At 40.5% G+C, this 24,584-nt stretch carries 21 protein-coding genes and 1 riboswitch; of the genes, 10 read left to right on the top strand and 11 right to left on the bottom strand.

The features are described from left to right. Positions 1-135 precede the first annotated feature (135 nt). Positions 136-1,809 (bottom strand): alpha-keto acid decarboxylase family protein, encoded by a 1,674-nt coding sequence (locus tag AC1DVB_RS02960; protein ID WP_268564304.1) that lies wholly within the window; start codon positions 1,807-1,809, stop codon positions 136-138. 266 nt (positions 1,810-2,075) lie between these two features. Here AC1DVB_RS02960 and AC1DVB_RS02955 point away from each other — a divergent pair, with 266 nt between their 5' ends. Next, entirely contained in the window at positions 2,076-3,479 is a 1,404-nt protein-coding gene (locus AC1DVB_RS02955) for a sigma-54 interaction domain-containing protein (RefSeq protein WP_054397515.1), read from the top strand. Between the two features lie 84 nt (positions 3,480-3,563). Here the strand turns inward: AC1DVB_RS02955 and cobT are convergent, their stop codons facing one another. The 4 genes from cobT to AC1DVB_RS02935 all read right to left on the bottom strand — a co-directional run bounded on the left by cobT (position 3,564) and on the right by AC1DVB_RS02935 (position 6,776). Continuing rightward, positions 3,564-4,610, bottom strand: coding sequence for a nicotinate-nucleotide--dimethylbenzimidazole phosphoribosyltransferase (cobT, locus tag AC1DVB_RS02950; RefSeq protein ID WP_430755587.1), 1,047 nt, complete (start codon positions 4,608-4,610; stop codon positions 3,564-3,566). A gap of 128 nt (positions 4,611-4,738) precedes the next feature. Continuing rightward, positions 4,739-5,275, bottom strand: a complete 537-nt coding sequence (gene lepB, locus AC1DVB_RS02945; RefSeq protein ID WP_034315582.1) for a signal peptidase I — start codon at positions 5,273-5,275, stop codon at positions 4,739-4,741. 262 nt (positions 5,276-5,537) lie between these two features. Then, a complete protein-coding gene (locus tag AC1DVB_RS02940) occupies positions 5,538-6,245 on the bottom strand; it encodes a nitroreductase family protein (protein ID WP_057275637.1) in 708 nt (235 codons plus the stop codon). 114 nt (positions 6,246-6,359) lie between these two features. After that, on the bottom strand, positions 6,360-6,776 hold the full coding sequence (locus AC1DVB_RS02935) for an RrF2 family transcriptional regulator (protein ID WP_477588108.1): 417 nt from the start codon (positions 6,774-6,776) through the stop codon (positions 6,360-6,362). Between the two features lie 322 nt (positions 6,777-7,098). On the opposite strand from AC1DVB_RS02935, the gene AC1DVB_RS02930 reads away from it, so the two are divergent. After that, positions 7,099-8,064, top strand: a complete 966-nt coding sequence (locus AC1DVB_RS02930; RefSeq protein WP_454862175.1) for a bile acid:sodium symporter family protein — start codon at positions 7,099-7,101, stop codon at positions 8,062-8,064. A 107-nt stretch (positions 8,065-8,171) separates the two neighbouring features. Then, positions 8,172-8,717 (top strand): NADPH-dependent FMN reductase, encoded by a 546-nt coding sequence (locus tag AC1DVB_RS02925; protein ID WP_454862054.1) that lies wholly within the window; start codon positions 8,172-8,174, stop codon positions 8,715-8,717. A 77-nt stretch (positions 8,718-8,794) separates the two neighbouring features. On the opposite strand, the gene AC1DVB_RS02920 is transcribed toward AC1DVB_RS02925, so the two are convergent. The 6 genes from AC1DVB_RS02920 to AC1DVB_RS02895 form a co-directional block, all read right to left on the bottom strand. After that, the gene (locus AC1DVB_RS02920) at positions 8,795-9,580 is read right to left on the bottom strand and encodes a glucose 1-dehydrogenase (protein ID WP_057275634.1); all 786 of its coding nucleotides are present in this window, start codon (positions 9,578-9,580) and stop codon (positions 8,795-8,797) included. Positions 9,581-9,594: 14 nt separating this feature from the next. Continuing rightward, the gene (locus tag AC1DVB_RS02915) at positions 9,595-10,449 is read right to left on the bottom strand and encodes a RhaT/GlcU family sugar-proton symporter (RefSeq protein ID WP_034315121.1); all 855 of its coding nucleotides are present in this window, start codon (positions 10,447-10,449) and stop codon (positions 9,595-9,597) included. Between the two features lie 488 nt (positions 10,450-10,937). Beyond that, on the bottom strand, positions 10,938-12,764 hold the full coding sequence (locus AC1DVB_RS02910) for an APC family permease (RefSeq protein ID WP_057275633.1): 1,827 nt from the start codon (positions 12,762-12,764) through the stop codon (positions 10,938-10,940). Positions 12,765-12,902: 138 nt separating this feature from the next. Beyond that, positions 12,903-13,048: riboswitch (cyclic di-AMP (ydaO/yuaA leader) on the bottom strand. Between the two features lie 351 nt (positions 13,049-13,399). After that, entirely contained in the window at positions 13,400-13,855 is a 456-nt protein-coding gene (locus AC1DVB_RS02905) for a GtrA family protein (RefSeq protein ID WP_057275632.1), read from the bottom strand. Then, complete coding sequence (locus tag AC1DVB_RS02900; protein ID WP_057275631.1) at positions 13,815-14,837, bottom strand: glycosyltransferase family 2 protein; 1,023 nt, start codon at positions 14,835-14,837, stop codon at positions 13,815-13,817. Before AC1DVB_RS02900 ends, AC1DVB_RS02905 begins: the two co-directional genes overlap by 41 nt. A 15-nt stretch (positions 14,838-14,852) precedes the next feature. Then, positions 14,853-16,517 (bottom strand): DUF6044 family protein, encoded by a 1,665-nt coding sequence (locus AC1DVB_RS02895; protein ID WP_328129778.1) that lies wholly within the window; start codon positions 16,515-16,517, stop codon positions 14,853-14,855. Positions 16,518-16,685: 168 nt separating this feature from the next. Here AC1DVB_RS02895 and galU point away from each other — a divergent pair, with 168 nt between their 5' ends. The 7 genes from galU to AC1DVB_RS02860 all read left to right on the top strand — a co-directional run bounded on the left by galU (position 16,686) and on the right by AC1DVB_RS02860 (position 24,170). Next, complete coding sequence (gene galU / locus AC1DVB_RS02890; RefSeq protein ID WP_034315138.1) at positions 16,686-17,546, top strand: UTP--glucose-1-phosphate uridylyltransferase GalU; 861 nt, start codon at positions 16,686-16,688, stop codon at positions 17,544-17,546. Between the two features lie 210 nt (positions 17,547-17,756). Beyond that, a complete protein-coding gene (locus tag AC1DVB_RS02885) occupies positions 17,757-17,945 on the top strand; it encodes a hypothetical protein (protein ID WP_477588104.1) in 189 nt (62 codons plus the stop codon). Positions 17,946-18,136: 191 nt separating this feature from the next. Beyond that, complete coding sequence (locus tag AC1DVB_RS02880) at positions 18,137-19,531, top strand: cytochrome P450 (RefSeq protein WP_477588102.1); 1,395 nt, start codon at positions 18,137-18,139, stop codon at positions 19,529-19,531. 72 nt (positions 19,532-19,603) lie between these two features. After that, positions 19,604-19,774 (top strand): hypothetical protein, encoded by a 171-nt coding sequence (locus AC1DVB_RS02875; RefSeq protein WP_454862052.1) that lies wholly within the window; start codon positions 19,604-19,606, stop codon positions 19,772-19,774. Between the two features lie 518 nt (positions 19,775-20,292). Then, positions 20,293-21,624, top strand: coding sequence for an amino acid permease (locus tag AC1DVB_RS02870; protein ID WP_477588100.1), 1,332 nt, complete (start codon positions 20,293-20,295; stop codon positions 21,622-21,624). A 627-nt stretch (positions 21,625-22,251) separates the two neighbouring features. After that, complete coding sequence (locus tag AC1DVB_RS02865) at positions 22,252-22,929, top strand: FadR/GntR family transcriptional regulator (protein ID WP_057275629.1); 678 nt, start codon at positions 22,252-22,254, stop codon at positions 22,927-22,929. 14 nt (positions 22,930-22,943) lie between these two features. Further along, positions 22,944-24,170: a CynX/NimT family MFS transporter gene (locus AC1DVB_RS02860; RefSeq protein WP_057275628.1), complete on the top strand. Its 1,227-nt coding sequence runs from the start codon at positions 22,944-22,946 to the stop codon at positions 24,168-24,170. The last annotated feature ends 414 nt before the right edge of the window (positions 24,171-24,584 follow it).

Genomic DNA, 24,584 nt, shown 5'->3' with positions numbered 1-24,584 from the left:
CGCCTGTGGTGTCTCGGCTAGCCAGTTATTCGGCAGGAGTATTTCATAATTTTTCAATCTAATGAGGTTTCATAAACAAAACATTAAACTATATTCTAGTGTTTAATCAGGGGTGATTGCATTTCGAACATGGAATTACTTTAGTTTCTCTTGCTCTTCAAGGTACTGCCTTATTTTTTTCAAATAATCCGGTGCATCCATCTGATCTTTCACGACCAGTTCTATAAGGCAAAGTTTATCGGCGTTCATATCTTGGGCATTTGTAATGGCTTCATCCAGTTCACCATTCGTCTCGACTCTTGCTGTGAATGCCTCTTGCCCAAATGCTTCAGCCAGTTTTGTATAATTCCACTCTGGTATCTCGTTGTATTTCTGTTTTTCTATATCGACTTTTACGTTTAAGAATTTTTCTATCGTATAGCCGTTATTGTTGAGGATAAACACGATGGGCTTACAGCCGTTCTCCAGCATCGAGCTTATTTCCTGTGCTGTCAGCTGTATCGATCCGTCCCCGGTAAACAAAAGGACACGCCGGTTTCTATCCGCTATACAAGCACCGAAAGCTGCAGGCGTCGCATAACCAATGCTTTGCCAGCCTCCCTGGGCTATGTAGGTCGCCCCTTTCGGCAATCTGACCTGTGACATGCCATAAGAGAATGTTCCTGTTTCCGTGACCACAATGTCATTTTCCTTCAACATTTGCTGAATTCGAGGATAATAGGAAGTCGCTTTCAGTGGTGCAGATGGGTCTTCCACCATTGTGTCAAACGGAAACGAGATGTTTCCGACAGATTCGTTCTGACGGTAGCCAATGTCCTGGAGCGCATTTAGTATTTCCTCCGCCTTGACATTCATATAGCTGGCTTCCCCCACTTTTAATGTGTCAGGTTGAATTTCCACCATTTTCAACGGGTTAAGCTTTGCTGTACCTTTGGAAGTATTGACGTCTGACCAAACAGTACCAACGGCTATGATCAAATCCGCTTCTTCAACAGTCTCAGTTACATCCTTGCTTCCGAAAGCTCCGCCGTATACACCAATATACTGGGGATGACTCTCATCAAACCCGCTTTTCCCCTGCATCAATGAAGCAACTGGAACATTTAACCTCTCAGCGAGCTGCAGTACGGGTTTCTGCAAGTTATAACGAAGTGTTTTCACGTCGACAAGCAGAACGGCTTTATTTACATGTTCTAACATGCCTTTTATATGCTTCACTGCTGACTGCAAAGCATCGACATTCGTTTTTGTCATGTTTTCTGATGTCTTACCGAGAGAAAGCAATGGTTTTTCAACGAGATCGATAGCCACTACCAAATAAACGGGCTTTTTCTTTTCTTTCGCGATTTTGATTGCAGCCGGTATCTCCCTAGCTGCGTTTTCTGGTGTAAGTATTGCTGTATAACCGGTAATATGCTCATAAACCTTACGGAAAACATCAAAATCTCCATCCATTAACGTATGGTGGGCAAGCTCCTTTTCCTGCTGCATCATGGTCTTTGGCGAGCCGACAATATGGATGAGCGGCACATTTTCACTGTACGCTCCAGCGATTGCATTACATGCGCTCATTTCACCGACACCAAAGGTGGTTATCAGTGCCGACATGCCCTTCACCCGGGCATATGCGTCCGCTGCGTAACCAGCATTGAGTTCATTTCGTCCATTAATAAACTCAATCCCATCGTAATCTTCCAAAGTATCTAGCAATGAGAAATTATAGTCTCCAGGCACACCAAAAATCTCTGTAATGCCTTCTGCTTTTAAGCAGTCGTATAAATATTGTCCCAAGGTTGTGTTTTCAGCCAAGTCAATCACTCCTTCAATCGATTACTCTCTACTTTATTTATACCCAAACATAAGTAGGTTAACCGTATAAGTATCCATTTGCTTTAATGTGGGTGGCGTCTCTATTACTCTAGTTTTAGCTTTGATGAATGAAGTGAGTGAGACTATCTCAGGCATGATTCTTATAAAAAATAATTCAATTCCAAATCAAAATATCTGAAAATTCTTGATTTCGCTTCTGTTTTTGATTTATATTTGAATCACCGGCACAGTGGATAAGGGGGAAAATGATGAGTGATAACAACGTCAAAAGAGTTTTGGAATGCATTATCAACACATCCAATAATAATATTACCGTGACCGATGAAAAAGGATTCATTTTATTCACGAATCCTAACCATTGGTGGATATATGGAATCGAACCAGAACATTACCTTGGAAAATCCGTTTACCAGCTCGAAACGGAAGGAATCCTTTCACCTTCGATTTCCGCCATGGTATTGAAAGAGAAAACGCCTATCCAGATCATGCAGCAAACGAAGACGGGAAAAATCGTCATGTCGACTGCCTATCCCATCTTTGATGATGATGGTGAATTGATTCGTGTCGTCAGCTATGCCCAAGATCAAACTGAAATCAGGAACCTCCAGGATCAGTACGGTCAATTGGAGAAAAAGATTCAAGAATACCAATCGGAGGTCGAGGAACTAAGGGAACAGGAGGAGTTGATCTATCGCAGCAAGGAAATGCGGCAAATCGCCAAAACGATACACCGTGTTTCCAAAACGGATGCGACAGTCATGCTACTTGGGGAATCCGGTGTGGGAAAGAGCGTATTCGCCCGCCGGCTGCACAATCAGAGTTACCGCAGCAAAGAGCCATTCATCGAAGTCAACTGCAGTACCATCCCAGAAAGTCTCTTTGAATCCGAAATGTTTGGATATGAAGCGGGATCCTTCACCGGAGCGCAGAAGCAGGGGAAGCAAGGGCTGATCGAACAAGCAGATAACGGAACCTTATTTCTGGATGAAATCGGGGAGCTTCCCCTCGATATGCAAGTGAAGTTATTAAATGTCCTGCAAGAGAAGACCTTTAAAAGAGTGGGAGGAAAAAAAGAGCATAAGATTGATTTCCGGCTTGTGACGGCAACCAATCAAAACCTTGAGGAAATGGTGGAGAAGGGAACATTCAGGCTCGATTTGTATTATCGCTTAAATGTGATTCCCATCCAAATACCGCCGTTACGCGAAAGAAAAGAAGACATTGCCATCTTAATCAATCATAATCTCGAAATCATCAATAAGAAATACAAGTCGGATAAGAAATTGCACCCTTCCACTTACGAAATACTGATTCAGCATAAATGGTCAGGAAACGTGCGTGAATTGGAAAACCTGATTGAACGGCTCATTTTGACCTCGGAAGACTCCATCATTTTCCCAGGCTTTCTCCCCTCCCATTTCCATGGACAAGAATCTTTGGAGAAAATAGATGATACCCTAATGATCGACAATATGATGGTTGATGATAGTGATCTCAATACTGCTCTCGAACAAGTCGAAAAATGGATGTTGATGAAAGCGAGTAAACAATGCAAGTCCACATATGAAATGGCTAAATTCTTAGGTATCAGCCAGCCTTCCGTCGTCAGGAAAATGAAGAAATATAAAGATCATCTGCCTATTAAATAACAGCAAAATAGAAGAATATTTCAATGCAGTATCCACTTTTTTACCGTATAAAAAGGAGACCAGCGTATCGAGGTCTCCTTTTTCTTACTTATTTGACACGCCCGCAGATTCAAATGTTGCCATTTCTTTAATGACCAATGTCGCTGCCTTGAGAATGGGGTATGACAGGGCAGCCCCTGTTCCTTCCCCGATTCTCATTCCCAGGTCGAGGATCGGTTCCTTGCCAAGCAGTTCTATGGCCGCTCTATGACCAGGTTCTGCAGATCGATGTCCAACAAACATATAATCGGCTGCACGTCCGGAAATCAGGTTTGCCAATACAGCAGCCGTTGTTGTAATGAAACCATCAACAAGAATGGGTATACGGTTATTCGCTGCAGCAAGCATGGCCCCTGCCATACCTGCAATTTCGAATCCACCGATATTCATCAAAATGTTGATTGGATCATTAGGATTAGGATTTCTTAATGAAATCGCTTCTTCAATTATTCTTCGCTTATGTAAAATGCCTTCTGACTTCAATCCTGTTCCCTGCCCCACTAGTGATTCGACGCTTTTCCCGCTTATGATGGAGATGATGGCGGTACTGGATGTCGTATTTCCGATTCCCATTTCACCAAGAATCAGGCAGTTCACACCACGGGCAATCATTTTCTCTGCACGGTCATACCCAATGTCAAGCGCTTGATTTACTTCTTCCTTTGTCATAGCCTCTTCCTTATAAAAGTTTCTAGTTCCATTACGGACTTTTCTGGAAGTTAACCCCGGTGCTTCGATATCTGCATCGATCCCTATATCGACAATGTCCAAGTAAGCATCTATCGCACGGCTTAATACATTGATGGCAGCACCGTCATTCAGGAAATTAAGTGCCATTTGTTCCGTCACTTCTTTTGGATAAGCGGAAATCCCTTCTTCCGTAATTCCATGGTCGGCTGCAAACACGATCACCCCCGGTTTCGAAATGTCCGGAAATGCCTCCCCTGTCATCTTGGCCAGTTCAATTATCCATTCTTCCAGCCGTCCTAAGCTTCCCTGAGGAACCGTCAGCGAATCGACATGTCCTTTAACCTGACGTCCCATTTCTTCATCCAGCATCGGGATGGAAATGGCAGATAAACCATTCTTCATATTAATCCCCCACAATCCAAAATAAAAACCTTAACCATAGGAAAAGGTTCTTATCCATCATCTGCTATAAATACAACTTAGTCCATATATTATCATCCAGGCTTTCACTTGAATTCACTGTGGTCGTTTCACTTCGGCACTCCCATTTCATTTAAAGGGTAGATGCGAAATTTCACCTTGCCCACAAGTGATTTTTCAGAAATAAAACCAAATCTTCTTCCATCCCAACTATTCCTTCGATTATCCCCCATGACAAATAAATGACCGACAGGTACCTTGGATTTCCCGAGTAAATCACTTAGGGTGAAATTCTCCGTCAGATTCTCTTCAGGTGGAATTTCTCCTTTTTTTGTATTCAAATATGGTTCTGTATACTTTTTCCCATTGATATATAAGACATCATCTTTCATTTCGACGCTGTCCCCTGGTAAACCGATCACCCTTTTTATATAATTCTCTTCCGCGTCCGGAGCATAAAATACGACCATATCGAAACGCTCCGGCTTTCCGATTTTAGCTACCACGATCCGGTCATCATTTTCATAAGTCGGCTCCATTGATTCACCTTTTACCGTGACTGGCGTAAATAAAAACTGTTGGCAAATGAACACGATCATTAAAGCGAATAAGATAGCTTTCAACCACGAGAACACTTCACTTTTCATATTCTTCACACGGACTCCCTCCCATCCATTGTCAACGGCTAAACCCACGATAATTGCTGTATTTTGGCTAGCAGCGCCAAAAAGAATTCATTAGCTTAATTTGCCGGTCGGTGATTTTTAGAGGAGACATTCCAAAGAAATATCTGGAAAAATTGTAACACATTCATTTATTGCTCGCGAGAATAAGTGATTTTTCAGAGCCAATCTCAAACCATGAGAAAAAGGATAGCGATTTTAGCTATCCTTTTTCTTAGTTTGTTCCTCAGAATTTATTCCAAGTCAATATAGTATCGAGTGGCAAACGGACTTTTTCAAAGCCTGCTTTAGTTCCTTTTCCAAGGGAAATCAACATGACAGGTTTGAAGTTTTCCGGTACATTGAACGCATCCACAAATTTGGCTTCATCGAACCCTCCCATTGGGACTGTATCGTATCCTTTTGCTTTTGCAGCCAACATGATCTGCATGGAAACCAAGCCACCGTCAATCATGGCTACGCTTAAAGCCTTCTCAGCGGAAAAGTTGCCGTAATTATGCAGAATAGAGGCTACATATGGCTCTTTGATTTCATTCTTCATGATCCCTTTATTGACTAATTCACCATAAATCCGTTCTGCATTTTTGTAACCTTCTATATCAGCTAAAACGGCAATGACAGCAGATGCATCGACGATTTGTTGTTGGTTATTTGCGATGGGTAGCAATTCTTGTTGGGTTTGCTTATCTTGAATCACAAGGAATCTCCATGGCTGTAAGTTGGAAGAAGACGGCGCTTGAATCGCAATCTCCAAGATTTCACGAATTTCCTCTTCAGTCATCACGTATTCAGCATCGTACTGGCGAACAGATCTCCGTTCTTTTGCTACCGTAATGAAATCCGTATCATTAAGGACTTTCGGCTTTTCAAGCGGTACATTCAATTCTTTAGCTTTATTCAGGTACTCTTCTTTACTCATTATATTTTTTGTCATTGATAATGACCTCCATTTAACTGTAATTATTACAGGAACAGTATATAATACATACTGTTCTTTTGTCAAATACAGTTTAAGAAAAACGAAACCCTGGCAGTTTCGTTTTTCAAATCAAGATTTTGAAATTAAATCAGCAATCGTCTTTTGTTCCAAGCCTTGTATAATCCAGCTCTCCATCTCGTTTTTCAAGCCGCATAAAGCTTCGCGGGAAGATGGTTGAAAGCATTTTTTAGCATTCACATCAAGAAAGCCTTTTGAAAAAGGTTCGGATTTAATTGCAGAGTATATATCTGCAAGAATGATTTGTTCGGGAGTTTTGGCAAGTGAATATCCCCCGTCTCTTCCTTCCTTCGCTTGAATCAGCCCTGCCTTCACTAAATTACTTAATATTTTTCTAAGAAAACCTGACTCCGAATCAAGCTTAACGGCCAATTTATTACTATTGCATAATCCATCATGATCAGCAAGAACAAGCAGGGCTTGTACTGCAAGACTAAACCACATTATACTGGAAACCTTTTCTGCCATTTCTTTCACCTCTCTCCTCTACTTTAAACTATTTTTCATTGAATATACAACGTTACATCGAACAATCCTGCCTAAAAACCTCCTTATAAAACCATCCATCAGGGAAAGCTTGCAGCCCTTTTTGTTTCATAGCAGCGAAAGTAATGGAGAACACAAAAAGAATGGATATATTAGCATCCCACTTGGCCTATTTTATATAGTCTTACATTAAATGCATTTAGCCATCTTCAAAAATAAATTGACAAAATTCTTGTCTTACAAATCATATGTTTTGGAATATGGTAAACTTACTTAATAGAATGGATGAGGAAGTGGATGAATGATGCTGAAAACAATAAATGAACAACTCGATAAAGTCATGCCTCTCATCACGCCGATAAGCGTGATTATTGGGGTATTATTGTACGAACATCTAATGGATTACACCTTTCTTGTTCCATGGATATTTGCCTTCATTACATTTTCCGGGAGTTTAGGCTCTAACTTTAAATCTGTGCAACAGGCAGTCACCCACCCTTTACCCGTTTTCATCGTATTGATCATCCTTCATATGCTTATGCCAATTTGGGCTTTTGGCCTCGGTCATTTAGTGTTTCATGGTGATGCTTTCACAATTACCGGCCTAGTCCTCGCAGTAGTGATTCCAACCGGTGTCACCAGTATGATCTGGGTATCCATTTATAAGGGTAATGCCATACTTGCCCTAACCATCATCTTAATCGACACCCTACTCTCGCCATTCATCGTCCCTTACAGCATTTCCTTTTTCGGAGGCGGTTCGATCGAAATGGATTTGGGGTCGATAGTGAAAGGATTAATCGGAATGGTCGTTCTGCCCTCCATGCTTGCCATGTTCTTGAATCAGGCTACAAAAGGAAAGATACAATATTCACTATCTCCCCGATTAGCTCCATTCTCCAAGATAAGCGTTGGAATCGTAGTCATATTGAACAGTTCAAAAATAGCGCCTTTCTTAACCCATTTCGATAAGAAAATAATGATCATGGCCTTCTTGGTTTTGTTCATAGCCGCTTCAGGTTATGCCCTTTCTTGGATGGTCGGTGCATGTTTAAGATGGGAAAAGGCGGATATCATCACCTTGACATTTACAGGCGGTATGCGAAACATCAGTGCTGGAGCCGTTCTTGCAACCACCTATTTCCCTGCTGCCGTTGCGGTACCCGTTGTACTTGGCATGCTGTTTCAACAAATGCTTGCCTCCTTTTTTGGGTATGTCATGGAAAGACATTTTCATCGTGGTGTGATTGAAGGGCCATCCGCCGAATGATTATTTCCCAAGCATCCTTTTTCCCTTTCAATTACATTCCAATTATAATAGGTAAGTGGAACACATTTACATGATTATCCATTATAAAATCATTGGGGGTATTGGAGATGAAAGTTGTTGCCATAGTGGGAAGTATCCGTAAAGAGTCATACAACCTTAAGCTAGCCAAATATATTCAAACTAAATATCAAGATCGTTTTGATCTCGAAATCTTGAACATTCGGGATTTACCTTTTTATGATCAAGATATTGAAAATGATCCTCCATTGGTTGTAAAAGAATTTAAAAGCAAAGTGGCCGAAGCAGATGCAGTCTTGTGGGTAACACCTGAATACAACGGGACGATTCCAGGTGTATTGGGCAATGCAATTGATTGGTTATCACGTGTCGATAAAGTCTTGATCGGCAAACCATCATGGATCATGGGTGCGTCAATGGGGCAATTAGGGACGGTAAAAGCTCAATTGCATTTGCGTGAAATCTTATTCGCAATAGGCATCTCCTCCCCACTCCTTCCTGGGAATGAAGTATATGTTGGTGCAGTGCATGACAAAATCGATAACGAAGGCAGGCTTATACATGAGCCGACTGTCCAGTTTATCGATACGGTCGTCGATAATTTCATTAGCTGGTATAATCATCATACTCGTTAATGCTTTACACAAGAATCCCAGCAGGCTTGATCCTGCTGGGATTCTTGTTGCATCATAAAAGAGGAATTAAACTCATTTCATCCTCTTCCCGCTTGGAATGCAGGGTATTTTGTCATTCCTCCGTCAGCAAATAGAGTGATGCCCGTTACATAACTGGATTCTGAAGATGCCAGCCATGCAGCAACCGCAGCAATTTCTTCAGGCTTTCCGATATACCCCATCGGAATCATGCTTTCAAGGTCTTTTTTCTTTTCTGGATCTTCAAGCTTGTCGGCATTTATTGGCGTGGCGATGGCTCCAGGACCAATGCTGTTCACACGGATCCCTTTTGGTGCATATTCAAGAGCCAGGGTTTCCGTAAGTAGCTTCACCCCGCCCTTGCTAGCTGCATAGTGAACGAATAAAGGCCAGGGAATCATCTCATGTACACTGGACATGTTTATAACATTCCCTTTAATACCGTTCTCGACAAAATACTTGATAGCTTCACGGCAGCCTAGGAAATTTCCGGTTAAGTTAGTATTGATTACCCTATTCCAGTCGCTTAACGGCATCTCGTGAGATGGAACCGGATTTTCAATTCCAGCATTATTGATGAATATATCGAGTTTCCCGAAATTCTTTATCGCTGATTGAACAAGGTTAATGACATCTTGTTCACTGGTGACATCGCCTTTTACGGCAATGGCTTCCCCACCATTTGTTTTGATTTCTTCCATTACACTATCCGCTTCCTCTGATTTGGTGCGATAATTAACCACGACCTTTGCCTTTTCCTTAGCAAAGCGAATGGCCATCGCTTTTCCTAAACCAGTGGATGATCCGGTAATAACAACTACCTTACCTTCTAAATCTGTATACATGTAATCACCCTCCATTAACTTTTTGCCAATCCCAGCATAATCCCAGCTATGATGATCAAGATAATCCCAATTACAATTCCAATTAGTTGGCGCTTCGTTTTCTTTTCACGTAAAATGAAGATCCCGCCAAGGGTTGAGATGACTATGCCCATCTGCGAAAGTGAAAAACTAGTGGCCACTCCCACACGTGGCTGGGAAATGAATAAAAACATGTTCCCTGCAGCCCATATCAATCCCGGAATGATATTACGAATCGTATATTTGTTAAACGGTTTATGCTTAAAAGTCAATAACAGACCGCCTATCACCATCCCAATCGCTTGAGGGAACAACGCTGACCACCCGTCAACATCAAAAAGACGGGCCACGACCACATAAACCAAATAACCGAATGTCGAGATGAGGAGAATAACAATTCCTTTCTTCAAGTTTCCCGACTTGCCCTCTTTCGATTCTTTATCTTCCAAGGAGGTCAAGATGATTCCTATAATAATGAAGATCAATGCCAATACGCCTAAAATAATCGCCTTCATTGTAGACCATTCGTTAAAAACTATGACCCCGAATAAAGTGGTTGAAATGAGCTGCAATCCTGTTGAAATCGGCATTGTTTTAGAAACTCCCATTAAATCAATGCTCTTAAGCTGATTAGCTTGTCCAACGGCCCAAAACAATCCAGATACGACTCCGACACCAAACACCAAAAGTGACAGCTTAATATCGGCAAAAATATAAACACCAATTGAAAAAATCAAKGCGCCAATCGTTGTACCTAGTGTTTGACTATAGGGTCCACCCCCGAGTTTCACATTAAATAAAACGATGCTTCCCCAGAATAATGCCGGCAAGAGAGCTAATAGTATATCCATTTTCAACCCCCATATATGTAAGTACAAAACTAAGCAGGAAATTTCATTTTGTCTTCTTAATATGTTCGCATTATTTGAATTGACCCTTGGTAATTTTATGAAGTGTTTCCCCTAAAGTAGTGTTCAACACAAAAGGGCTGCAGACGCAGCCCTTTCTAATGATACTGATTGATGCTATCCACCATTGATGATGTCGCATGTCCATTTCCGAATCATCAGCGACTTTGAAATAATAACTTTCCCAAACAGCAGTCAATCGGATAATGATGATGGAGAAGGTTTTATATTAACATTAATTAAAGCTTTAAAAGAGGAAGTATCCCCACATCTTACTGCAAATCCTTTTTATTGTACGGGCTTCATAGTTACTGTGAGTAATAAATGTTCATACTCACATATCGGAAGCGTAGTTATTGCTGAATTTTTTATAAAGATAAGAAAAAAAGCAAACCTTATGTAGGTCTGCTTCTTTTCTTAGATAATGGAACTTACTTCTTCAAATGATAGGGCACTGTCGCAACAACCACATTTCTTCTATAAAGCAAGTAGGCCTTAATCAGTAAACTTGATTGGTTATGAAGAATATTGTGCCAGCCCTTCTTCGGAATAAATTGGGGGATGATCACCGTAACTTTATAGTTGGATTCACTAGCCTTATGTTCTACTGTGTCCACAAATTTAGTTAGTGGCTGTATGATACTCCTGTAATAAGAGTTTAGAGTCACAAGTCTAACATCTGGTTGCCACTTCTTCCATTTTTCTTCGAATTTCTTTTCATCTTCTCTTTCAAAAGCGACATAAACGGCAATGACCTGATGTGCAGATAGAGATTTTGCATAATTTAAAGAGTTCTCAACCACATGAGTTATACCCGCAACAGGTACAATGATGATATTTCCTTCGATTGGTAAGATCGGCTCACAAGTTGTAATCCTTAGTTGGTCTCCAACTGCTTCATAATGCTTTCTAATTCGATGAAAAATTAAAATGATGATAGGTAAAAAAATCAAAACAGGCCAAACCTGAATAAATTTGGTTAAAAAGAATATCATCGTGACGATAAAGCTAATTATGGCACCAATTGAATTAATGGTTAATTTCATCATCCAGCCTTTTGGCTTTTCGCGAATCCATTTAACAATCATCCCAGTCTGGGATAACGTAAATGGGATGAATACACCAACCGCATAAAGCGGAATGAGATTTTCCGTATGTCCTTCAACTGCGACTATCAAGATGATGGATGCAAGTCCAAGTATGATAATTCCATTGGAATACCCTAAACGGTCCCCTCTGATCGTAAACGCCCTTGGTATGAATTTATCCTTCGCCAGATTTACCGCAAGCAAAGGGAAAGCCGAATATCCAGTATTTGCCGCAAGTATCAAGATCAATGCAGTTGTACCTTGAATGAAGAAATACATGAAATTCCGTCCAAAGATCTCTTCAGCAATCTGGGAGACGACCGTTACCTCTGCGCTAGGAACAATGCTTAAATAATAGGCTAAGTATACGATTCCCGAAAACAAAACAGCTAGTAAGGAACCCATCGCTATTAATGTTTTCGCAGCATTATTCGGTGCTGGATCTTTAAAGTTCGGGATTGCATTTGAAATCGCTTCGACTCCTGTCAATGCGGAGCTTCCTGATGCAAATGCTCTTAGCAGTATAAATAAACTGATGCCTGCTACCGGAGTCCCGATTGATGCATGCAATTCCGGTGAGACTCCTCCCGTCAGAATCTTGTAAATTCCAACCCCAATCAAGATGAACAAGGCTAAAACGAATAGGTACACCGGATAGGCCAAGACAGATGCCGATTCCGTAACCCCCCTAAGGTTCAAGATAGTAAGTAGGATGACAAAAATAATGGCTATGAGGACATTATAATCATGCAGGCCGGGAAAAGCGGACGTGATGGCATCCGTACCAGCGGAAACACTTACCGCGACAGTTAATATATAATCGACCAATAAGGATCCTCCAGCTATCAACCCTGGATTGACACCTAAATTGTTTTTTGAAACCACATAGGCTCCCCCGCCATGTGGATAAGCGAAAATGATTTGTCTGTAGGACAAAATCAAAGCGGTTAACAGGATCAATACTCCAATCGCGATAGGGATTGAATACCAGAATGCCGCAGCACCGACCGTGATCAGGACAATCAATATTTGCTCCGGCCCATATGCAACCGAAGACAATGCATCTGAAGATAATATCGCCAACGCCTTTGTTTTGTTAAGCTTTTGTTCACCAAGTGCATTTGATTTTAAAGGTCTCCCGATCAAGAACCTCTTTATAGAAGATAACATCAAGAATTCACCACCAGTTTAATTTATAAGTTTATGTTTCCCAGCTGTAGCAAAAAAACGAGACGAAACACAAAAATGCCTACAAGTCATAGCTAAATAGACCTGTAGACATCAATTTTTTTGTCTAACAAGCTCCACCTTCCTTCTCATATAACGCTTACGAGGTTAGCTGTCGGATTCGGACCTAAGAGTAGCCCTACCTTTTAAAGGATTCACCCCTTGGATTGTAAAAACAATCCCAATAACGGGTCCCCCGCACCATAAGGTTTAAGCGATTTAGAAATATGAAACTGTTGATTATCATACTCCCGTGAAATGGAAAAGTAAATGAAAATTTTGCACAGAAATAGAATTATTATTTATAAGCGAGGTTTTATTCTTGACTTATATAACAAAAGTCATGCAAACACATGAATCGAAGGTAGGAAAGGAGGAAAGTAACTGTCTAAAAGGAAGATATTCAAGAAGACAATGAACAAAAGATAGATTCCCCAAAAGGAAAAATGAAGTAACGTGATGGATCAAGTAAAACAGATCTGCCCCAGCTTGGATAGTCATAAAATCAGAATTTCGCTTTCCGATTCCGTTTTTAATTCCCGTCCATTCGGGGGCATTATTCCACTCATCTACGCTAATTAGTTCCTTCCTTCTTGAATTGGCCTCAAATTGCTTTTTTTAAAGACAAAGTATTTCTGGCCAAGATAGTTAAGCACTGTATAAAAGATTGTTCCTATCAGAACAGCCAAATTTTGTTGTATGGATAAATGAACGGTTCCTTCCAGTGATTCTGCAATGGCTTGTCCTATAGAATAAGCGGCGGAATAACAAATCAGGATGACGCAAAAGAAACGGGCAACTCCTCGCCGCCATTCTATATCGCTTTTAAAGGTAAAAGTCCTGTTCAAGAGAAAACTCGTTACAGCTCCCGTACCATTGCCGATAAAGGTGGAGATCCAGTAAGATAATTCAAGAGCATTCATGAGAAAAAGCATGATGGAAAGTCCAACCGCTGTATTGACTATTCCAACCAATAAAAAGCGGATAAAGGAGTTAGTTTGTTTTAGATAGTTTTTCAATACTGTTCCGTTCATTTTCTAATTGCTCCCGTTTTTTAAAATCGAGCGGATTAAATAGATCAAGATCAACAATATATTTAGGCCGGCGTTTGGATTCATTATAGATTTTTCCGATATACTCCCCAATCAACCCGACAGCAATCAACTGTAGTCCACCGATCAACCATATGGAGGTGATCAATGAGGTCCAGCCAGTTTCGGTCTGCCCATAAAATTTCAACCATAAAAAGTAAGACCCAAAGAGTAAGCTAATGAAAAAGGAAAGACATCCTAGCCATAATACAAGCCGGATCGGTGTAACTGAAAAGGAAGTAATGCCATCAAGTGCAAAAGCAACCATCTTCTTAAATGGATATTTCGTTTCCCCAGCCAATCTTTCTTTACGGTCATAATAAACAGAGTCCGTCTTAAACCCAATGAGCGGTACAATCCCCCGTAAAAAAAGATTCGTTTCATCAAAGCGTTCCAACTCCATGATCGCCCTTTTGCTCATTAGCCGGAAATCGGCATGATTATAGACAAGGTTAACCCCCATCTTGTTCATTAATTTATAAAAACCTGTTGCAGATGTTCGTTTAAAGAATGAATCAAGGTCCCTTTTCTGGCGGACACCATATACGATTTCACATCCTTCATTGAATTTTCGAATGAATTCCGGGATGACTTGAATATCATCCTGTAAATCTGCATCAATGGAAATCACACAATCTGAGGCTTCCTTGGCTGTAAACAACCCAGCCAGAAGTGCATTTTGATGTCCAGCATTCCGGGAAAGCTTTAGCCCGCGAACATATTCATTATTAATCGTTTCTTTGTAAATGATCCTCCAAGTTTGATCCTTGCTCCCATCATCGACAAACAAAATTTTACTTTGACCGGAAACAACGTTTTCATCGACCAACCCCCTCATCAATCCACAAAGCTGGGAAATGGTTTCCTGCAAAACGCTTTCTTCGTTATAACAAGGTACAACAATCGTTACAATCGGTGAATTCATTCTATACCCCCCTTTTCACATGACTCTGTATAAATGAATTTTCCATACGCTTCCTTTTTTCGTGAAAACCCTATCCAGCACCAATCCGTTTTCCTTCGCGTTGTTGATTGGGATGGCAGAAAATATATACGTTCCGCCTAATCCTTTAAACGCATCCATGTTGAGGTCCAAATTTTCCAGCTCTTTCTTCGAGCCTTTCTTGAACATATAATGCTTCCCAAGCTCATCGGTAAATAGGTAACAACGTCCTCCCCATTCATCAAAATAGATTCTGATGTTTTTATTCTTAGCCAATTCGTTTTCAATTATTTGACGAAATTGATGTTTGTAAGAAAGCGGATAAAAATTGTTATAGCTATCGAGCGTGTAAAATCCATTATATTGAGCGATTGCGGGATGCAGCCCAATGCTGGCAACACGATATTCTTCTTGTGGACGGTCAATATGATCTTTTATTTCCTGAAAAAGGCTTTCTGAATAGAACTCTTTAAAAGTTGGCTTTTTATTGTGGCTGATTTCCTCATTGAAACCGATTAAAATCAGTATTTGAACGGCGATGAAAATGGAAAGGGTTTTCTTAGCATAGTCGCTGTATTCCCAAATGATTTTTATCGCAAGGGCAAACCCCAAGTAAATGATCATCGGCCTTAAAAAGTGAAATCTGGCAAAGTTAAAAGTATCCAGGGTGTGAAACCTTTCCGTTAAAGGAAGCCAGCCTTTATAAAACCAAAATGCGTACCACGCTGAGAGCATAAAATTCAAGCCGAATAAAAAAACATATACCTTTTCCTGTCTCCACAATTTTTTGGTCAGAATAATATAAAGGGCAAAGACTGTAATCGGCAGGATGATAAGCGCATGTACAGTCATGACATGCGTATGTCCAAGAACGAAATTTTTGAAAGTAAGCTTAATGACCCAATCGAGCGGCAGCCTTGCGTGAAAATATTCATCTCTACTGTTTGGCTCCGAATCAAAAATGAATGAAGCGACCAAACGATACTCCACCAAACCAAAAATGACGGTCATATAAACGATTGAAAGAAGAAACGTTATATTCCATCCTTTTCCCCTGATTACATCCGTTAGCCAAAGAAAGCCCATTGCAACAAGGAAAAAGAAAAAGCCAAGCACGATGCTTGAATAAAGCGGTAAAAGTGTAAGGACCAAATAATTCTTCCAAGAATGATCCTTGCTGCGGATATTCAAAAAAGCCCAAAGGGCTAAAGGCATCCCAAGTGTACTGAGCATTCCCGATGGCCAAAATGGGGTAAGGGCAAAGGCTAAGGATGTTCCAACCCTAATCCAACCTGATTGTCTTCCTGTAACCAAATGTTCCTTCAATAAGATATACATACCAAAGAATGCAATAAACCTTGTTAATGCCTGGCTTATTGCATATGCGACCATTGTCGGAAAAAGAGCATGAAGCCACACGATAATACTGAACTCACTGCCAAAAGCATTACGGGGCAGCCCATTCATAATCTGAGGAATTCTGGCGTCAATTGCACCGAATAACTCACCGCTTTCTGAAAGGACTTTATACCAGGCAAGGTTGGAATCCAAATTATCATGTACGCGAATATGCGCATTTTCTCCAAGGATGATTAAGGGCGAAAGATATAAAACAATGACGAGTAAGGCAAAAAGGATTTGTTTTCTCTCTTTATTTTCAATTGGCAAAATATCCACCTCTTGATTAAATTCATATATCCATAATATTTGGCTTCGGAGGTAAATCTATTCTTTTTAAGGGATTTATTTTAACCTATTTTGATATAGGTCAACCAATGACCACATAAAATGCAATAAGCATATAAAAGAACCTTAAAAAGGGGCTGGGCTATGATAAGGAAAGCGGTGATTCCAGCAGCCGGTTTAGGAACACGATTTTTGCCTGCTACGAAAGCTCAACCAAAGGAAATGCTGCCGATTGTCGATAAGCCGACCATTCAATATATTATCGAAGAAGCGGTACAATCAGGGATTACGGATATTATCATCGTTACGGGTAAAAACAAACGTGCCATCGAAGATCATTTCGATAAATCGATTGAGCTTGAAATGCTTCTGCAAATGAAAGGTCAAAATGATCTGCTTAAGATTGTGGAGAACATTTCCAACATGGTCGATATCCACTATGTAAGGCAAAAGGAACCTTTAGGTCTGGGTCATGCAGTTTTATGTGCCAAAACTTTTATCGGAGACGAACCTTTTGCCGTCCTGTTAGGGGATGATATCGTGGATAGCCAGGTTCCAGCCTTGAAGCAGTTAATGGAACGGTATAACAAGGTTCGAGCGAGCATTATCGGATGTAAGGAAGTATCACCAGCCGATGTCTCCAAGTATGGGATCGTAAACTTCCAAGAACGATATGAGGATTTATTTCTGGTAAGAAACTTGGTGGAAAAGCCAAAAGTGGAGGATGCACCATCAACACAGGCGATAATTGGCCGATATATTTTATCACCTGCGATTTTTGAAATCCTTGAAAACGTACAGCCTGATCGTAAGGGGGAGATCCAGCTTACTGAAGCTTTAGACCTTTTGTTAGAAAAGGAACCATTATATTCGTATATCATCGAGGGAAATCGTTATGACGTCGGCGATAAATTCGGCTTCCTTCAAGCTTCAATAGATTTCGCCATGAAACGACCTGAACTTCGTGATCAGCTAATAAAATATTTAAGGCAGTTGTTTCCTTAATGAAGTTAATATAGACCATGCCCAATTACCAAAAAGAGGTGATTGGGCCATTTCCACATCGGATTGACCCCTTTGGTTGTAAAATGATCCACTTACCATAATCCTCTAAGTAAAATATAACTGTTTATGCTTCCGTAAAATGTTACAGCAGAAAAAGTTGAACAGAGAAAGAATAGTTTTCTATAAGTGAGGTTATGTTGATAACATATCATGATTGTTCCAAACACACCATATCCAGAAAGGATTGTAGAGAAACACATGCACAATAAAGCAAATAATCCAATAATATCTGATGAATTTTTAGAAAAAGTGGTTAAGGAGATCAATGCACAATTTGGCGGGCCCATCAATGAAAAAAATGATCGTTTCCAACATAGGGGCGATGATGAAAGAAGTTGAATTGAATCCCCCTTCATTAATCTAAAGCTCTCATGAAAAACTCTGGCTATATTCATCCAGGGTTTTTTCGCTGTAACTTTTTTCTTCAATAGAATTATCAGCCCTTTCTTTAACGACTTGTCCAAACCAATTTAGCTTATCCTCATACAATGATTACATGTAAGTATTTTAAAGAAAGGGGAAAAACTTCATTGAGCCACGCTGATGATGTCTTCCGCACTTCTCAAATGGTTCCAAAAGGAAGGCTGGTTTCCGGACATACAAAAGAGTTCCAAACAGATCCCATTGGGTTCCTGACCCGATTGTCCAAGGAATATGGGGAAGTTGCTAAATTCCGTTTAGGACCATTCCAAACTGTTTATCACGTTTTAAACCCTGATTTAATCAAACAAATACTTGTAACAAAACAACAATCTTTCGTCAAATCCAGGGACTTCAATCTTTTAAAACTGCTTATCGGTGAAGGTCTGCTTACAAGCGAAAAAGACTTTCATATGCGACAGAGAAGGCTTATCCAACCCTCTTTCAAAAAGACTCATATTAGCCAATATGCCAAGGATATGATTGATACCACAATGGATTATATATCAACTTGGCAACATGATGATGAACGGAGTATAACGAAGGATATGATGAACATCACTCTCGGGATAATCAGCAAGACCATGTTCAGCATGGAATTCAAGGATGGATATGAAATCGTTGGGAAACCTCTGGAAACTGCATTGAGAATAACAGTCAAAAGGATGAGAAAGATTTTCCGTATGCCATTATGGGTACCGACTAAAATCAACCGTGAATATAAAAAGGCGATACAAAGGCTTGATAAAGTGATTTACGGCATTATTGAAAAACGGAAGAACGATACAGTAAAACATGAAGACATGCTAGGGATCTTGATGGACGCCCGTGATGCCGACGACGGGTTAGGCATGTCAAGCCATCAGGTCCGTGATGAATTAATGACTATTTTTCTTGCCGGTCATGAAACGACAGCAAATGCTCTTTCCTGGGCACTGTATGCAATTTCGAAGCATCCGGAAATTCAAGTCAAGCTTTTCAATGAAGTCAATAGCATAATCGGTCAACGGACACCCAAGCCTGAAGATTTCATGAAATTACAATACACTCAAAATATCATTCATGAAACACTTCGCTTTTACCCGCCACTGTATATCTTATCCCGTGATGTGACGGAGGATGTCACAATAGGAGGATATCGCTTTAAAAAAGGCGATATGATACTAATAAGTTCTTATGTGATGCAGCATAATCCAGAGTATTTTGATCAACCGGAATCATTTATCCCTGAGCGATTTGAAAATAACTTTATGAAAAGCCTGCCTGCGTTCGCTTACTTTCCATTTGGCGGAGGGCCGCGGGTTTGTATTGGCAATCACTTTGCCATGATGGAAGCGGTGTTTGTACTGGCCTGCATTGCAAAGCGATATAGGATAAAGCTTGCACCTGACCATCATGATGTAACTCCCCTTCCCTCCCTTACACTCAGACCCAAGAATGGACTGCGCATGGTGTTAGAAGAAAGAGCTGCAGAAGCCTTTGAACCTGGTGCATCCAATTTTTAGTAATAGGGGTTTTTTCCCTAATAAATATCGTTGTACTAACTGGCCTACCCTTATAAAAGGAGGGATGAAAAAATGTATTTGCTCCATTCACCACGAAAGGGAATCATCCACACTGAATTGCACTATTTAGGAATGGCCTCACAGGTATATACCGGTTATCTGCAATTTTTAAGCGAAATTGAACCGAAACAAGAAACCGAGTACCTACAGGCGCCGCTCCCCTTTTCAAATGAGAACGGATAGTTTCCCGCTTCGTACCTATTATTAAAGAAAAACCGACCTTGAAAGGTCGGTTTTTTGTAATTCTGCAGTATGTTCCATAACCCTGGCCCCCGCAGCCCCCAAATGCTGGCTGCGACAAACCTGATAGGAAAACTAAGCGACTTCGACTATTAAGGACAGAAACTGGTTCCATCAACTTATTTACTACGAAACAAATGACAGTAATATTGCAATTAAACAGGATTATATTTCTCTCTTTTCAATATGTATTTTAAAGAATGAAGAATTGTTAATTCATCCCTAAAAAATCACCTAGCAGTTTTTTGCTTTGATTCATTTCATAAAATCCAATATTTTCAGATAACCTTTTTCGCCGGTTGGAAATCCATTCCCCTTCACCGGCCTAAATTGACTTTTTTCCCATTCATGATATATTAATATAGTACTTTAGTACGTGAAAGCGTTCAATAGTAGAAGAAACTTTTATGTTTTACTGATAGGCTATTTTATTAAAATTGTGAAAGAAAGGCATGAATATAATGGAGAAGACTCATCAAGATCTAAAAAAGGGCCTATTGCCGAGGCATGTCCAGTTCATTGCTTTAGCCGGAATGATAGGAACGGGGATTTTTAAGGGGAGTTCCGATACATTAAATATGGCAGGCCCAAGTGTTGTAATAGCCTATTTAATAGGGGGGCTATTGTTATTCATTGTAATGGCCGCACTAGGGGAGATGGCAACCGCTTTTCCTAATATGAACGTCCAACATCTCATTAATAAAGCTTTTGGGTTTCAACTATCCTTCATTGTCGGATGGCTCTATTGTTTCAATTGGATTATCGTAATCATTGTAGAAATAGTTGCAGCCGGCAGTTTTCTACAATATTGGTTTCCTACAGTACCATTATGGCTGTTAAGCATACTTTGCGCTTCAGTAATAATAGGAATTAATTTGTTTCAAGTAAAATACTATGGAGAACTCGAATTTTGGTTCGCAGGAATTAAAATAATAACCTTAATTGCTTTTATCATTTTAGGAGCTTTGATCATGCTAGGACTCTTTCCTAGTTCGGCTTCATTTTCAAATTACACGGAACATGGCGGTTTTTTTCCCAAAGGAATTGACGGAATGTTAAGTGCACTTTTAGTGGTCATGTTTTCATATGGGGGTGCAGAATTAATTGGTGTAGCCGTCACGGAAACAAAAGATAGTCAGCGAGTCATACCAAAAATCATAAAAGGAACAGTATGGCGGGTGATTCTTTTCTATGTCTTGCCGATACTTATCATTTGCGGAGTAATACCTTGGAATCAAGTAAGCACCGAAGTAAGTCCTTTCGTTCAGGTTTTCGGCTTATCTGGTCTTCCCGGAGCCGCCGATATCATGAATTTCGTTCTGTTAACCGCTGTCTTATCAGCTGCAAATTCAGGTATATACGCTACCTCAAGAACACTGTTCACTCTTTCCCAGAACAGGGAAGCGCCCAAGGCATTTTTAAATACAACGAAAAAGGGTATTCCGCTTAATGGTATATTTTTAACTACATTATGCATATTGGCTGGTGTGTTTTTATCCTATTTGTATCCCGACCTGATTTTAAGCTACCTTATGGCCATTCCTGGATTCACGGTTTTATTATTGTGGATCAGTATTTGTTCCGCGCAATTGAAACTGCGTAAGCAATACACTGGCAAACCAGGATTCCGGGTAAAATGGTATCCATATACAACTATATTAGCCATCACGGCTTTAAGCATTATCTTTTTGGCATTTCTCTTTAATAAGCAAAACTTCATCGGGACTACAGTATGTCTTGTCACGTTAGTGATATTCATCCTTCTCTCATTTATTGTCAAACAAAAAAAATAGAAATATTATCCCCCTGAATTTTATTAGGGATTTCAGACTGAAAGCAAACTCGATGAAAATCGGGTTTGCCTTCAGTCTTTTTAGTGTCAGTACAGATTGGACGTCGATTTCCACTCAAGAAACTCGCTCCGCAGGCGGTCCGCCCTCGGCGCTTTTGCGCCTGTGGGGTCTCCATGGACTCGCTTTTACCGCAGGAGTCTCGAACACCCGCTCCAATCAACTTTGTTTTAAAAGAAATAACACCTTTTGTCTACAAACTAATAATAAAGGAGAATCGGAACACTCTAACACCGACGATGTAAAGGAAACGGATTTCTGAAATCAACTGCAATTTTTTCAAAGAAAAACTGAGAGTTAGTCTCATCCCGAAGCATGTTTAAGATTAATTTATCCTTCATGCTTTTTCCTGTAATCCTTATTGGATTGAAGAAATTTGCGACACTCCTKCCGAACTGGCTGGCCGAGACCCCGCAGGCGCTTGCGCCGAGGAGGCTTGGCAGACTGTCGGCGGAAAGGGAGCGGATTTCTGAAATCAACTGCAATTTTTTCTAGAATATACTCATTTTCAACATACATATGTTAAAATAACCAATGAACCAATCATCCTACAAATTTGAGGTGTGTATCTTGACCATATCTAAAACAAATCGCTTATCACTTGTAGAGCAGGTGGTTTCCCAAATCGAATCGTTAATCGAATCAGGTGAATGGAAAATAGGAAATCAAATTCCCCCTGAAATGGATTTGATCCAACAGTTCGATGTAAGCAGAAATACATTAAGGGAAGCTGTACGATCACTTGTTTATGCAGGGCTTTTAGTAACTAAACAAGGAAAGGGGACATTCGTAAGGTCATCAAGTGCCTTGGGGGCAGCATTTGAAAGAAGGATCCAGCAGTCAAGTATATTAGAAACGTTAGAGGTCCGTCATGCCCTTGAAAGAGAAGGAGCCCAGTTGGCGGCATTAAGACGTAATCAAGAAGATATAGAACAATTGCGGTTTCATATATCAGCCTGCAGTAGAGCTGCCGAAGCAAAGGATATCAAGGCCTACGAAGAAGCGGATATACAGTTACATAAATCGATTATGGTTTCATCACATAATGATTTATTGATTGATTTGTACGAACATATGGAACACTCCCTGCATGAATCCATCCATCAGATAGTGGAGATGAGTTCTGATGTGAACTTTCATTTGAACATTCATTGCAAACTTGTGGATGCCATCATCGAACAAGATGTGAACCGGGCAATCGAAACAGTGAATGAATACATTGCACAATTCAAAAAATCTTTAGAGTAAGTAAGGAGGAGATTATGGGCATTCATCAAGCGGCAAATCAACTAGAACAAAGAAAAGTGGATATTAAACCCAGATTAGGACTGCTCATCATCGGAATCATTCTTCTTGGGGCAAATCTGAGGGCTCCCTTAACATCGGTTGGACCCCTTGTCACTTCGATCCGTGATAACTTGGGGATTTCCAATACATTATCAGGTTCATTAACGACATTGCCTTTGCTTTCCTTCGCTTTATTATCACCGTTTGCACCTAGGATAGCACGGCGTTTTGGAATGGAGCTTACACTTTTCCTTTCCTTGGTATTATTAACGATCGGAATTGGGATACGCTCAGTTGGCGGAGTGCCGACATTGTTCATAGGGACCATTTTAATCGGGTTAGCCATTGCAATAGGCAATGTTTTGTTACCCAGTCTGATTAAACATAACTTTGCCAGGAACATCGGTTTGATGACAGGAACCTATGCTGTTTCCATGAATTTATGCGGCGCAATAGGTTCTGGGATCAGCATTCCCCTTGCTTCTTCATCCGGATTGGGATGGGCTGGTGCCCTTGGATGTTGGGGGATTTTATCACTTATTACAGTTTTCTTATGGATGCCGCAATTAAGACGGCCATTCAACACAGGTAAGGATGTACAAACAGCGCAAAAGGATAAAAAGATTAACTTATGGCGTTCTGGTTTAGCCTGGCAGATTACATTCTTCATGGGTTTGCAATCGTTTATTTTCTATACAGTAATTACCTGGATGCCTGAAATCCTGGAGCAAAAAGGCCTGAATGCTGATGAAGCTGGCTGGATGCTTTCCATCATGCAGCTTGCAGTCATTCCCATAACATTCCTTGTGCCAATTTTAGCTGGGCGCTTACAAAGTCAGCGTCTGTTAGTGGTCCCGCCTGTCATCTTCCTTATATCAGGGATATTCGGAATATTATCCGGAAGCACTCTCTTCATCCCGGTATGCATGATATTGATTGGGATTGGAGTCGGAACCATATTCAGTTTATCGATGATGTTCTTTAGTCTTCGAACGCAAAGCACCCATGAAGCGACGGAATTATCAGGAATGGCACAATCATTCGGGTACCTTTTAGCTGCCATTGGACCGGTATTATTCGGATTGCTTCATGACATTACACACAGCTGGACTCTTCCCTTACTGATGTTGGCCGCTATATCGGCACTTATTTTCATTGTTGGAATGCGTGCAGGAAATAATGAATATGTAACGACTCAATAAAGCCAGTAAAGGTATAAAAGGTTCTAAACGGCAATGGCCCCGGTATTGTACCGGGGCCATTTACATACCAGCCACTGATAGCGGTACGAAAGGTTCCTATTCCGTGATTTTAATTTCGAATAAGTAGAGAGTGGTCTTTGGTTTAAATAGAGAAGGAATATATGGCGTTCTCGCTTCTCGTTTCGGTCATTTCGCGGCTTCCTTATCTTTATAAAAATTATCAACCTCAAACTCTGTCAGATAAGAAAGTTTCACCTTCTCCATTTGGAGAAAAAGAAATGACCTATACTTAGAGGAGGTTGCTGCATATTATGGTTCATTATCATTGGGTTAAAGTACAAAGTGATTCCGATAACCTCATTTACATTCTTTGGATCCTCGCTCAATATCCGAATGATGTGCATGCGAAAAAGC

The organism is Peribacillus sp. P4_D6 (genome assembly GCF_056401795.1).
The sequence above is the reverse complement of the archived record's forward strand: the minus strand, read 5'-3'. Positions and strand labels throughout refer to the sequence as shown.

Bases quoted from the DNA above. Each gene is read 5' to 3' on its own strand.
- AC1DVB_RS02955 (WP_054397515.1), top strand. From the start codon at position 2,076: ATGATGAGTGATAACAACGTCAAAAGAGTTTTGGAATGCATTATCAAC.
- cobT (WP_430755587.1), bottom strand. From the start codon at position 4,610: ATGAAGAATGGTTTATCTGCCATTTCCATCCCGATGCTGGATGAAGAA.
- lepB (WP_034315582.1), bottom strand. From the start codon at position 5,275: ATGAAAAGTGAAGTGTTCTCGTGGTTGAAAGCTATCTTATTCGCTTTA.
- AC1DVB_RS02940 (WP_057275637.1), bottom strand. From the start codon at position 6,245: ATGACAAAAAATATAATGAGTAAAGAAGAGTACCTGAATAAAGCTAAA.
- AC1DVB_RS02935 (WP_477588108.1), bottom strand. From the start codon at position 6,776: ATGGCAGAAAAGGTTTCCAGTATAATGTGGTTTAGTCTTGCAGTACAA.
- AC1DVB_RS02930 (WP_454862175.1), top strand. From the start codon at position 7,099: ATGCTGAAAACAATAAATGAACAACTCGATAAAGTCATGCCTCTCATC.
- AC1DVB_RS02925 (WP_454862054.1), top strand. From the start codon at position 8,172: ATGAAAGTTGTTGCCATAGTGGGAAGTATCCGTAAAGAGTCATACAAC.
- AC1DVB_RS02920 (WP_057275634.1), bottom strand. From the start codon at position 9,580: ATGTATACAGATTTAGAAGGTAAGGTAGTTGTTATTACCGGATCATCC.
- AC1DVB_RS02910 (WP_057275633.1), bottom strand. From the start codon at position 12,764: ATGTTATCTTCTATAAAGAGGTTCTTGATCGGGAGACCTTTAAAATCA.
- AC1DVB_RS02905 (WP_057275632.1), bottom strand. From the start codon at position 13,855: ATGAACGGAACAGTATTGAAAAACTATCTAAAACAAACTAACTCCTTT.
- AC1DVB_RS02900 (WP_057275631.1), bottom strand. From the start codon at position 14,837: ATGAATTCACCGATTGTAACGATTGTTGTACCTTGTTATAACGAAGAA.
- galU (WP_034315138.1), top strand. From the start codon at position 16,686: ATGATAAGGAAAGCGGTGATTCCAGCAGCCGGTTTAGGAACACGATTT.
- AC1DVB_RS02885 (WP_477588104.1), top strand. From the start codon at position 17,757: ATGATTGTTCCAAACACACCATATCCAGAAAGGATTGTAGAGAAACAC.
- AC1DVB_RS02875 (WP_454862052.1), top strand. From the start codon at position 19,604: ATGTATTTGCTCCATTCACCACGAAAGGGAATCATCCACACTGAATTG.
- AC1DVB_RS02870 (WP_477588100.1), top strand. From the start codon at position 20,293: ATGGAGAAGACTCATCAAGATCTAAAAAAGGGCCTATTGCCGAGGCAT.
- AC1DVB_RS02860 (WP_057275628.1), top strand. From the start codon at position 22,944: ATGGGCATTCATCAAGCGGCAAATCAACTAGAACAAAGAAAAGTGGAT.